This window comes from Streptomyces sp. NPDC059169 (assembly GCF_042755225.1).
Classification (GTDB): domain Bacteria; phylum Actinomycetota; class Actinomycetes; order Streptomycetales; family Streptomycetaceae; genus Streptomyces.
Genome location: NZ_JBHZCF010000004.1, coordinates 358,563 through 370,255, shown reverse-complemented (window position 1 = coordinate 370,255; position 11,693 = coordinate 358,563). Strand labels below are relative to the sequence as shown.

At 72.7% G+C, this 11,693-nt stretch carries 10 protein-coding genes; 3 read left to right on the top strand and 7 right to left on the bottom strand.

Annotated elements, in window-relative coordinates; genetic code table 11:
- Positions 1 to 8: 8 nt before the first annotated feature.
- From ACFXOM_RS10185 to ACFXOM_RS10175, 3 genes are all read right to left on the bottom strand, one after another.
- Complete coding sequence (locus ACFXOM_RS10185) at positions 9 to 680, bottom strand: response regulator (RefSeq protein WP_384934352.1); 672 nt, start codon at positions 678 to 680, stop codon at positions 9 to 11.
- Positions 677 to 1,909, bottom strand: a complete 1,233-nt coding sequence (locus ACFXOM_RS10180) for a sensor histidine kinase (protein ID WP_385037604.1) — start codon at positions 1,907 to 1,909, stop codon at positions 677 to 679. The genes ACFXOM_RS10185 and ACFXOM_RS10180 overlap by 4 nt, the downstream gene beginning before the upstream one ends.
- A gap of 288 nt (positions 1,910 to 2,197) precedes the next feature.
- Positions 2,198 to 2,995, bottom strand: coding sequence for a TetR/AcrR family transcriptional regulator (locus tag ACFXOM_RS10175; RefSeq protein WP_384934346.1), 798 nt, complete (start codon positions 2,993 to 2,995; stop codon positions 2,198 to 2,200).
- Between the two features lie 118 nt (positions 2,996 to 3,113).
- Between ACFXOM_RS10175 and ACFXOM_RS10170 the strand changes: the two genes are divergently transcribed.
- A complete protein-coding gene (locus ACFXOM_RS10170) occupies positions 3,114 to 4,346 on the top strand; it encodes a saccharopine dehydrogenase C-terminal domain-containing protein (protein WP_384934343.1) in 1,233 nt (410 codons plus the stop codon).
- A gap of 85 nt (positions 4,347 to 4,431) precedes the next feature.
- On the opposite strand, the gene ACFXOM_RS10165 is transcribed toward ACFXOM_RS10170, so the two are convergent.
- Positions 4,432 to 5,313, bottom strand: coding sequence for a YegS/Rv2252/BmrU family lipid kinase (locus tag ACFXOM_RS10165; RefSeq protein WP_384934340.1), 882 nt, complete (start codon positions 5,311 to 5,313; stop codon positions 4,432 to 4,434).
- A 29-nt stretch (positions 5,314 to 5,342) separates the two neighbouring features.
- Positions 5,343 to 6,938, bottom strand: a complete 1,596-nt coding sequence (locus ACFXOM_RS10160) for an FAD-binding oxidoreductase (RefSeq protein ID WP_384934337.1) — start codon at positions 6,936 to 6,938, stop codon at positions 5,343 to 5,345.
- A gap of 73 nt (positions 6,939 to 7,011) precedes the next feature.
- On the opposite strand from ACFXOM_RS10160, the gene ACFXOM_RS10155 reads away from it, so the two are divergent.
- A complete protein-coding gene (locus ACFXOM_RS10155) occupies positions 7,012 to 7,611 on the top strand; it encodes a TetR/AcrR family transcriptional regulator (RefSeq protein ID WP_384934335.1) in 600 nt (199 codons plus the stop codon).
- Complete coding sequence (locus ACFXOM_RS10150) at positions 7,608 to 9,173, top strand: glycerol-3-phosphate dehydrogenase/oxidase (RefSeq protein WP_384934332.1); 1,566 nt, start codon at positions 7,608 to 7,610, stop codon at positions 9,171 to 9,173. Before ACFXOM_RS10155 ends, ACFXOM_RS10150 begins: the two co-directional genes overlap by 4 nt.
- Positions 9,174 to 9,257: 84 nt before the next feature.
- On the opposite strand, the gene ACFXOM_RS10145 is transcribed toward ACFXOM_RS10150, so the two are convergent.
- Positions 9,258 to 9,878, bottom strand: coding sequence for a dihydrofolate reductase family protein (locus ACFXOM_RS10145; protein WP_384934329.1), 621 nt, complete (start codon positions 9,876 to 9,878; stop codon positions 9,258 to 9,260).
- Between the two features lie 689 nt (positions 9,879 to 10,567).
- A complete protein-coding gene (alc, locus tag ACFXOM_RS10140; protein WP_384934528.1) occupies positions 10,568 to 11,692 on the bottom strand; it encodes an allantoicase in 1,125 nt (374 codons plus the stop codon).
- Between the last annotated feature and the right edge of the window lies 1 nt (position 11,693).

The window sequence follows — 11,693 nt, the reverse complement described above, 5'->3', positions numbered from 1 at the left end:
ACGTCACCCTAGGACGCGGCCCCTTCGTCGAGGAACCCGGCGTCGTGGACCAGCAGCGCGATCTGGACACGGTTGTTGAGGCCGAGTTTGGCCAGGATCCGCGACACATGGGTCTTCACGGTCGGCACGCTCATGTACAGGGTCGTCGCGATCTCGGCGTTGGATCGGCCGCGGCCGACGGCTCTGGCGACCTCCCGCTCTCGACCGGCGAGGACGGCGAGCCGCTCGCGGGCCCTCTCGGGCCGGTCTCCGGGTACGGGCCCTGCGACGTGCGTCATCAACTGCCGGGTGATGGCCGGTGAGAGCACGGGATCGCCGGCGGCAACCCGGCGCACGGCGGCGACGATCTCGGCGGGCGGGGTGTCCTTGAGGACGAATCCGGCCGCCCCCGCCCGCAGCGCGCGCAGCACCTGCTCGTCGGCGTGGAAGGTGGTCAGGACGATCACTTCGGCGGTCTCGGGGCCGTTCCGCAGCCGCTCGGTGGCGGTGAGCCCGTCCACGTGCGGCATCCGGATGTCCATCAGGACGACGTCGGGCCGCAAGCGGTCCACCAGTTCGGGGACTTCGAAGCCGTCGGTTCCCTCACCCACGATCTCGATGTCTTCGGCTCCGCCGAGCATGAAGGTGAGTCCAGCACGGACGAGTGGGTCGTCGTCGACGATGAGCAGCCGGATGGTCATGCAGGCCACGGTAGCCAGGATCGTACGGCGAACCCACCGTCGCCCGTCGGCCCGTGCTCCAGCCGGCCGCCCGCGAGCATGGCGCGTTCGGTCAGTCCGATCAGGCCCTGACCGGAGCCGGGGACCCCACCGCCCGGGCCGGCGGGGGCTGGATTCCATACGGCGACGGTGACTCCCTCGCCGGGGCCACCGGTCACGGTGACGGTGACTTCGGCACCCGGCGCGTGCTTGCGTGCGTTGGTGAGGCCCTCCTGTGCGATGCGGTAGACGGTGCGGCCAGTGGACGCGGGGACCGCGGTCGATTCCTCGATGGAGTTGTCGAGGGCCACGTCCATGCCCGCCAGGCGGGACTCGTCGACGAGCGCACCCAGCGTGGCGAGGGTGGGCTGCGGTCGGTCGGCGTCCTCCCGGTCGTCGTCCGAGCGGCGCAACACGCCGATGATCTCGCGCAGGTCCTGGAGCGCCTCGTGGGCGCTGTCCCGGATGACGCCCGCCGCGCGGGCGATCTCTGCGGTGGGTGCGTCGGGGCGGAACTCCAGGGCGCCGGCGTGGACGCTGAGCAGGGTCAGCCGGTGGGCGAGCACGTCGTGCATCTCGCGCGCGATGGCCTCACGGGCGAGCCGCTGGGCCTGCTGGGCGCGCAGTTCCGCCTCGGCTTCGGCACGGCGGGCCCGTTCGCGGAGGGCCACCACGAGTTGGCGCCGGGAGCGCACGAGCATGCCCCAGCCCAGGACGAGCAGGAGCAGCACGATACCGCCGACGATCTCCGCCAGCACGGCAGCACCCGTCTCGGGCCGTACGAACGGCTGGGCGACGGAGGACACCACGGCCAGCGCGGCGACGGCGGCGACCGGTCGGAACGGCCGGTGCACGGCCAGGCTGAACAGGCTGAACAGGAACGCGCCCCCGGCGAGCGGCACCAGCATGGACGCCACACTCAGCGCCACGGCGAGCTGCACGGGCCACCGGCGCCGCAACCACACCGCGCAGCAGGCCGCAGCGCCGACCAGTTGGTCGGCCACCGCCATCACCGTGTGGGTACCGCCCTGTTCGGCGGCGTCGACCACGAGCATCCAGACGCCGACCGAGAAGAGGAAGGCGATCGTGTCCACGATCCAGTCGCGCACGGTACGCCGTGGCCGCTCCCTGCCCCGGTCGCCGGGCAGCTCCTGGGTCAGTGGATCGGCGATGGCCGACGGCAGCAGCCAGGGGTATTCCGTGCTGGTCATGGCGTCCCACCCTACGCAGCCCGGGACGGCTCGGCCGCCCCGCGCCGGCAGACGGCTACCTAAGCGGCGGCAGGGGCTACCAAAGTCGCAGGTGCCGGGACTTCCGTCGCGGCGGAAACGGTCCGCCGACGGTCACGGGGCCCGGCCCTCGGTTGGCGACGATCGCGCCGTGCGGAGGATTCTCGAGCCCATCGGTCCGGCCCTGCTCGTCACGGACGGCTTTGGCGTGATCCGCGAGCTGTCCGACGGCCGGTTGGCCTTCCCGGGGTCTCCGCTGCGATCACGCACTCACCCGGCTTGGCCGGCCGGGAGGTCTTCGTCCGCCTGGTCCCCCGCCTCCTCGCCTCCCCGGTGGTCGCGGACCGCAGCCGGAGGGGCTGCGGACCCGAGGCGCGCGAGCTGTCCCGCGGCGCTGTCGATGAGCATGTCGAGGGTCGCCGGATAGGCGCTGACGTTCATCTCCTCGATCAGGTGCGGTGCTGCCGGGGCGATGTGCGGATGGGTGTCGGCCGGCAGTGCGGCGTACGTCGCCCGCCACACGGTCTCGTCCGACCGGCGGGCCGCCTCCGGCAGCGCCAGCGTCGCGGCGTCCAGAGCGGCGAAGGCCAGTGCCTGGTCGATGAAGCAGTGGTAGACGCGGACCGCGACCGGCGTGGGGAATCCCGCCCCGTGCAGCACGCCGAGGATGGTCTCGTCCGCCGCGATCTCGTGGGCGCGGCCCGAGACCCTGCTCGCCGTGAGCACGGCGGCCTGCGGGTGGGCCAGGTACGCCGCGTGGATGCGCAGGCCCAGCTCGCGCAGGTCACGCTGCCAGTCGCCGGTGGCTGCCCAACCGCGCAGGGCGCGGCCGATCAGCTCGTCACCGACCGCCAGGGTCAGCTCGTCCATGCCGCGGAAGTAGCGGTACAGCGTGCTGGGATCGGCGCCGAGGGCGACGCCGAGCCGGCGTGCGGTCAGCCCGTCTGCGCCGTGCTCACGCAGCATCCGCAGCGCCGTCGTCACGATCAGCTGCTCCGAAAGGACCACACCCGTCTTGGTGGGACGACGGCGACGGCGCTCGGACTCTGCGACCACCTTCTTCGGCATTGGCCTGGCCTTTCTCCGTCACGCGATTCTTACGCCAACAGCATTGACGATACCAGTCGCCGGTGAGTTTCATCGGTGCACCGGGAGAGTCCTCGGAACACAGGGAAGGGACCTGGTTATGCGCATCTTGCTGATCGGCGCCGGTGGTGTGGGTTCGGCCATCACCCGGATCGCCGCCCGCCGCGGATTCTTCGAGCGGATGGTCGTCGCCGACTACGACGAGGCCCGTGCCGAAGCCGCGGTGGCCGCCGTGGCCGGCACCGCGACGGGCGGGGGCGACCGGTTCACCGCCGCCCGCGTCGACGCGTCGGACGAGGCCGCGGTCACCGCACTGCTGGAACAGGAACGCTGCGACGTCCTGCTCAACGCGACGGACCCGCGGTTCGTCATGCCGCTGTTCCGCGCCTCGCTCGCCGCCGGCGCCCACTACGTGGACATGGCCATGTCCCTGTCCCGCCCACATGCGGAGCGCCCGTACGAGGAGTGCGGGGTCAAGCTCGGCGACGAGCAGTTCGAACTGGCCGGCAGGTGGGAGGAGTCCGGGCGGCTGGCCCTGGTGGGCATGGGGGTGGAGCCTGGTCTGTCCGACGTCTTCGCCCGGTACGCCGCCGACGAGCTCTTCGACTCCATCGAGGAGATCGGGGTCCGGGACGGCGCCAACCTCACCGTCGAGGGCTACGACTTCGCACCCTCGTTCAGTATCTGGACCACGATCGAGGAGTGTCTCAACCCTCCGGTGGTCTACGAGACCGGCCGCGGCTGGTTCACGACGCCGCCGTTCAGCGAACCGGAGGTCTTCGACTTCCCGGAGGGCATCGGACCGGTCGAGTGCGTCAACGTCGAGCACGAGGAAGTACTGCTGATCCCCCGCTGGGTCGAAGCGGAGCGCGTCACGTTCAAGTACGGACTCGGCTCCGACTTCATCAACACCCTGCAGGTCCTGCACCAGGTGGGCCTGGACAAGACCGATCCGGTCACGGTGCGCAGCGAGGGGGGACCGGTCCGGGTCTCACCCCGCGACGTCGTCGCGGCCTGTCTACCCGACCCGGCCACGCTCGGCGACCGGATGCGCGGCAAGACCTGCGCGGGCACCTGGGTCAAGGGCACCAAGGACGGCGAGTCGCGCGAGGTCTACCTGTACCACGTCGTCGACAACGAGTGGTCGATGCGGGAGTACGGCAGCCAGGCCGTCGTCTGGCAAACGGCCGTCAACCCGGTGGTCGCCCTCGAGCTCGTCGCGACCGGGGCGTGGGCGGGGAAGGGCATCCTGGGCCCGGAGGCCTTCGAGGCGCGTCCGTTCCTCGACATGCTGGAGGCGTACGGCTCCCCGTGGGGCATGCGCGAGCAGTAGGACACGGCACGGGGCGGCCCGCACCAGGGCCGCCCCGTGCCCACCCGCCCGGCGGGGCGCGCCGCTCCCTGCGCTCCCCGTGGCGTCAGACCAGCACGTTGAGCGCGCCGGGCTGCACCCGCACCGTCACCGGGAGCGTGGCGTCCACCTCGCCGTCCGCGCCGTAGGGCACGGGCCGGTCTGCTTCGATGCGGACCTCCTTGCCGCGGAGCACCTCCACCTCCGGGCGCCTGAGGTGCTCGCCGGTCCTCAACTCGTTCATCATGGCGAAGAACAGCCGCTTGGGTGCCTGCCGGATCACCACGACGTCCAGCACGCCGTCGTCGAGACGGGCGCCGGGCGCGATGTTGCGACCGAAGCCGTAGTAACCGGAGTTGGCGGCGACCACGGTGTAGCCGCGGCGCTCGTACTCCTCGCCGTCCACCGTGATGCGGTACGCCGCGGCCCGCCAGCCCACCACCGCCCGCAGGCCGCCCGCGTAGTACGAGGCGGCGCCGCGCAGCAACCGGGAGGTGTTGGCGTACCGGTTGGCGACCGCGTCGACACCCGCGTAGACGCTGCCCAGCACGGACGTCTTCGCGTGCACGGCCGATTCGACCTCGATGGCGTCGACGGCGCGGGGCGCGCCGTTCAGCAGCACCTCGGCAAGGGACGGGGCATCGGTGGGAAGCCCCAGCGCCCGGGCGAAGTCGTTGCCCCGCCCGGCGGGAACCAGGCCGAGCACGGTGTCCGTGCCGCTGAGCGCCCCGCCGACCCCGCCGGCGATGCCGTCGCCGCCCACGGCCAGCACGACGTGTCCGCGCTGACCGGCCTCCCGTGCCAGCTCCCGGGCGTGCTCCAGGCTCCTGCTGTACTGCGTGTCGAGCGGGGCTCCGGCCTCCCTGAGGAGTCGGGCAAGCGGAAGCAGGGCCGCCGTACCGCTGGACCCGCCCGCTGTGGGGTTGACGACGGCGGTGAACTGTCGCATGTGCGCGCCTTTCGGAAGGCAGGAGCCGGTCAGCGGACGGGGATGAGCACGCCGGGATTGAGGGTCCCGGACGGGTCGATCTCGGCCTTGACGGCCTGCAGCATACGGATCCCGAGCGGGCCGACCTCACGGGTGTACCAGTCGCGGTGGTCGGTGCCGACGCCGTGGTGGTGGCTGATGGTGCCGCCGGCTGCAAGGATCGCGTCGTTGGCGGCCGCCTTCGCCGGGGCCCAGTGCGCGACGGGATCCTCGCCCTGCGCTGAGACGACGGTGAAGTACAGCGAAGCGCCGTTCTCGTAGACGTGTGAGATGTGGCACATGACCAGCGGCGGCGTACCCGTGTCGGTCAGCGTGGTGGTGAGCGCCTGGCGCACCGACGCGTACAGCTCCGGCAGGGCGGACCAGAAGGCCGCGGTCTCCAGGGTCTCGGCGAAGGCGCCCGCGTCGAGCAACGCGTCACGCAGGTAGGGGGCGTTGTAACGGCCGTGGGCCCACCGTTCGCCGGGCTCCTCGCCGACGAACTCGCCGCCGCAGGCGAGGAGCACCTCGCGAGCGCGGGCCCGGCGGTCCGCGGTGTCCTCGGGCGTGCCCTCGTAGCCGGCAATGGCCATGCACCCCGCTGCCTGGGGCGCGTCCGAGCTTCCGATCTCGTCGGGCTGCGCGAGGCCGATGAAGGTCTCGGTCTCGTCGGACAGCCGCAGAACCGTGGGGCGCGGTCCGTCCTGGGCCAGCGCACGCAGGGCCGCTGCGCCCGCCTCGAAGGACGCGAAGCGCCAGCCCTCGTAGACGCGGGTCTCGGGCAGCGGGCGGATCCGGACGGTCACGGAGGTGATCACCCCGAGGGCGCCCTCGGAGCCGAGGACCAGCTGTCGCAGGTCGGGGCCGGCCGCCGAGCGGGGTGCGCGACCCGTCTCCAGCGTCCCCTCGGGCGTGGCGACCGTCAGCCCCAGCACCATCTCGTCGAAGCGCCCGTATCCCGCCGAGGCCTGACCGCTGGAGCGGGCCGCGGCGAAGCCGCCGATCGAGGCCCATTCGAAGGACTGCGGGAAGTGGCCCAGGGTGAAGCCCCGCTCGTTGAGCAGTGCTTCGGCCCGGGGCGCTCGCAGACCGGGCTGCAGGGTGGCGGTGCGCGAGACCTCGTCGAGGTCGAGCAACTGGTCGAGCCGGCGCAGGTCCAGTGCGACGAAGGAGCGCTTGCCCTGCGGGGCGAGCCCGCCGACGACGGAGGTTCCGCCGCCGAAGGGCACCGCGGCCAAGCCGTGGTCCGCGAGGACGCGCAGGACGGCAAGCACCTCGTCGTGGCTTCCCGGGAGCACCACGGCGGCCGGGACGTCCGCCACCTCGCCCGCGCGGATGCGCAACAGGTCGGGGGTGGACTTGCCCCGGGTATGGCGGATGCGGCTCTCCGCGTCGGTCCGCACGTGGGCCTCGTCACCGAGGCAGTCGGACAGTGCCTGGCGGGCGTCGTCGGCCAGCGGGGACTCGGGCACCTCGATGGCGTCGATGGAGGCCGGACCCGTCTTTCGCGGGATGACGCCGAGCAGGTCGCGCAGCAGGCCGATCACCGAATCGGGCAGCGGGGTCGCCTTGGCCGGGTCGCCCCAGCCGCTCCACAACATGTCCACTTGGGTTGTTTCCTCACCGTCGGTTTCGCGGGCGCCGCGCCACGCGGCCTGCACTGGCATTACACTGTGACAGATGACGCCCATTCGTCACAACCATTCGGACGGAGATGCCGTGCTCGACGCGGCACGCGACTGCGTCCTGGCCGTCGGAGTCCGCCGGACCACGCTGACCGACGTGGCCCGGCGCGCCGGGGTGTCCCGGATGACCCTCTACCGCCGCTGGCCCGACGTACGGACCCTGGTCGGCGATCTGATGACGCGGGAGTGGATCGCCCTCGCCGTCGGCACCATGCAGGAACGCGTCCCGGGCGAACCGACCCGGGCGCGGTTGGTGGACGGCCTCGTCGCCGGGGTCGCGGCGTTCCGCGCCCATCCGCTCTTCCACAAGATCCTGGACGTGGACCCCGAGCTGCTCCTGCCGTACGTGCTCGACCGGCGGGGCGCCAGCCAGGACGCCCTCCTGGGGCTCATCACCGGCGCCCTGGAAGAGGGGCACTCCGACGGTTCTGTCCGCGCGGTCCACCCCGACCTGCAGGCGCGCTCCCTGCTGCTGATCGTGCAGTCCTTCACCCTCTCGCTGCGCACCATGACCGACGAGGCGGACCCCGAACTCACCGACGCGGCCTTCCTCGAAGAGCTGCGGACCCTTCTGGAGAGGACCCTTTCGCCATGAGCCGCCCGAGCCGCCCCTCCCGGGCCACGTCTTCGCTGAACGCCTCCCGCCGTACCGAGGAGTTGTCCGGACTCGCCGACGGCACGCAGGTCGACGTCCTCGTCGTCGGCCTCGGTGCGACGGGCGCCGGAGCCGCCCTCGACGCCGCCTCGCGCGGACTGACCGTCGCCGCGATCGACGCGCACGACATGGCGTTCGGCACGTCCCGGTGGAGCTCCAAACTCATCCACGGAGGGCTGCGCTACCTGGCCAACGCCCAGCTCGACGTGGCACACGAGAGCGCCGTGGAGCGCGGTGTGCTGATGGAGCGCACCGCCCCGCACCTGGTGCGCGCCCAGCCGTTCGTCCTGCCGCTCACCCCGCTCGTCCCCCGCGCCCAGGCCGCGCTGGCCTGGGCGGGCTTCCGGGCCGGCGATCTCCTGCGGGTCGCCGCCCGTACCTCACGCTCGACGCTGCCCGCGCCGCGCACGCTCTCCGCGGTGGAGACCCGGCACATGGCACCCGCGCTGCGGCCGTCGGGGTTGCGCGGGGGCCTGCTCTCGTGGGACGGACAGCTCACCGACGACGCCCGGCTGGTCACCGCCGTGGCACGGACCGCCGCCTCGCACGGCGCCCGGATCCTGACCCGGGTGCGCGCCCTGTCCCTCCACGGGGCGGGGGCCCGGGTGCGCGACGAACTCACCGGCGAGGAGCTGGACATCAGGGCACGCGCCGTCGTCAACGCCACCGGGGTCTGGGCCGGCGGGCTCGTCGAGGACATCAGGCTCCGGCCGTCCAGGGGCACGCACCTGGTCCTGCGCTCGGAGGCGTTCGGGGGCCTGACGGCGGGCCTGCACATCCCCGTCCCCGGGGAGACCAACCGCTTCGTCCTCGTCCTGCCCCAGGGAGACGGACGGGTGTACGTCGGGCTCACGGACGAGCCCGTCGACGGACCGGTGCCGGACGTCCCCGAAGTGCCCGAGACGGACATCGGCTTCCTGCTCGACGTCCTCGGCTCGGCACTCGACGTCTCCGTGGGCCGTGACGACGTGGTGGGGGCGTTCGCCGGGCTGCGGCCGCTCCTGGACGCCTCGGGTCCGGAAGGCTCCGGCCGCACGGCGGACATCTCGCGCAAACACGCCGTGCTGACGTCGCCGGACGGCGTCGTCACCATCGTCGGAGGGAAGCTGACCACGTACCGGCGAATGGCCCAGGACGCGCTGGACGCCGCAGTCGCCGCACGCGGACTGGGCGCCGGACCGTGCCGCACGGCGTCACTGCCGCTGGTCGGGGCCGCCCGGCCCGGCACGCTCGCGACGCTCGACGCGCCCCGGCGCCTGGTGCGCCGCTACGGAGCCGAGGCTCCGGCCGTCCACGCGCTCGGCCTCGAGGACCCTGCCCTGGCCGAGCCCGTGGTGCCCGGTCACCCGGTCACCGGCGCCGAACTGGTCTGGGCCGTCCGCCACGAGGGGGCGCTCGACGTGTCCGACGTCCTGGATCGGCGCACGCGCATCGGTGTGGTCCCGCGTGACCGCGAAGCGGCCGCCGCGGCCGCCCGCGAGGCACTGGACCGGTGCTCCTGACGGACCGGCAGGCACAGGGCGCCGGCGCTGCGCGCAGCACCGGGCGGCGGGGCGGAACGGGGTCGGGCGCGCCCCGCTCCGCCCTCACTCGCCGGGTGCGAACGTCCCGTACTCGGGCCGGCCCGCGGTCCGGTAGGTGTGGATGGCGACGCCCTTGCCCGTGGTCGACGACGAGATGGATGCGAAGCGGGTGGGCGGCGTGCCGTCCGTGAACAGCCGCATCCCGCTGCCCAGCACGACCGGGAAGACGAGCAGGTTGAGCTCGTCGATGAGGCCGTGGGTCATCAGCGACCTGGCGAGCGCGCCACTCCCGTGGATCTGCAACTCCCCTCCGGTCCGCTCCTTGATCCGGGCGACTTCCTCGGCGACGTCGCCGGAGACGACCGTCGAGTTGTTCCAGTCCGCCTTCCTGAGGGTCCTGGAGACCACGTACTTGGGGAGCGCGTTGAGGCGCGCTGCCACCGGGTCCGTCTCGTCCGTCACCTTGGGCCAGTACGCAGCGAAGATCTCGTACGTGCGGCGGCCCAGGAGGAACGCCCCCACACGGTCGAAAACCCCGGAGACGAAGCGACCGAAGTCCTCGTCCGCGAAGGGGAAGCTCCAGCCGCCGTGCTCGAACCCTCCCCGCCGGTCCTCGTCCGGACCGCCGGGCGCCTGGTACACGCCGTCCAGGGTCAGGAACTGGGTGAAGGTGAGCTTTGCCATGGTGGTCGCCTTTCCGTCGGTGCCGGCGGACGCCGTCGCTCCGGACGGCCCGGCCTGCGTCGCCCCGGTGCACTCTCGTTCGCTGACTCCCCCGCCCCGCAGGAGTCATCGGTGACCGGTCACCGCCAGCGTGCCCTCCCCGGCCCGGCCGGCACGGGTGCCACGGCGACGCGTCGACGGCAGACGGCCGAACGAGGGGGGTGACGGACAGGCAAGGGGGGCGGACGCCGAGGTGGCACGGGTGACCGCCGGAAACGGGGTACGCGGGGCGTTCGCCCCGCGGGACCCCCGCCGGGTTCGGACGCGATCACCTGCGGGCGGGCGAGGTGGGCCGTGCAGAAGATCGGGCGACGAACGACCGGCCGCGCGCACAGCGGGCCCTCCCGACGGAATCCGTCGAAGCCGCGGACGCGGCTCTCGGCACCGCCGAAGGGGCCGGACGGCCGGGCCTCCGCCGGTGCTGCGCGCGCCGACAGCGCTGACCGCGCGGGACCGGTTCCGCGCCCCCCGGGGAGGCGACGCACGTGGTGGCGCCCCCGATGAGCACCGGGTCGTCGTGGCGGCCCGGGCACGGAGTCGCCCGTCGACGACCGTCACGCTGCCCTGACGGTTGCGCGGGGTGCCCCGGCCACGGGTCCGGAACACCCCCGCACGTCACCTCTCGTGGTGCGCTCGTCGCCTGCGACGGTTCAGCCGCCGAGCTCTTGATGACGGGCGGTCAGGCGCGCCGCGCCCTCCTCGGTGAGCGAACCGTGCAGTCGCAGCCGTGAGAAACCGCCGTCGGGGAAGATGTCGATCCGCACGTGGGTACCGGCCACCGGCGCGTCCAGCACGAAGCGGTGGTTGGTGTCCGGCTGGAGGCGGGTGCGCGGCAGGAACTCCGTCCACTGCGTGTTCTCGCCCGCTCCCTCGTCCCGGATCGACAGGGATGCCCAGCCCGCCGCGTTCCCCTTGAGGTACGCGGTGTCGATCTCGACGGCACGAATCTCGGAACGGGCGACCAGCTGGTAGCGGATCCAGTCGTTGCCCCGGTCCCGACGGCGGGCGGTCTCCCAGCCGTCGTCCATCTTGCGGGAGCGTCCCGGGCCGATGGTGTTGGCGGGAGGCGAGTAGAAGCGGTTGGAGGCGTCCTCGACCGAGCCCCCGTTCTCCAGCGCGACCACGTCGAAGGTGCCCAGCGCGGCGAGCCACCGGGGGTCCGGTACGACCTCGCCGTACACCCGCAGCCGCGCGATGCCGCCGTCGGGGTGCTGGCGGAGACGGAGGTGGGTGAAACGCTGTTCGACGGTGACCTCGAATCCGTTCGCCGCATGCCCGCCGACCGGAGTGCGCGGGACCAGGGTCGTCCACTTGACCTCGTCGGAGAGCAGCTCGTGTGAGGTGGGGGTCCCCTCGACACAGGCGCCTTCGACCGACACGGCCTGCGGCATGTTGCCCCGGAAGTGGGCGGTGTCGACGACGATGCCGCGGACCACGCCGGGTGCACCGAGGCGGATCAGGGCCCAGTCGTGGTCGTCGTCCGTGGGCCACGGCTGCTCCGCCGAGGCCCCGCGGCGCCGGCGTGTCTCCCAGCCGTCCATGACCTTGCCCTTGTGACCGAAGTGTTCGGGGTCGAACACGGCCGGCTCGGGGATCAGGAGGTTCTCCCGCTGGGCGAAGAACTCGTCGTTGGCGGCGATGACGGCCGCGCCCAGCCGGCGGTCGGCGAGGTTGGCGCAGTCCGCGAACGGGAAGTCCGCGGTGCGGTAGTCGGCGTACGGGTCGCCGCCGCCGTAGGGCTTCGCGTTGCCGGAGAAGGACGGTATCGCCACGATG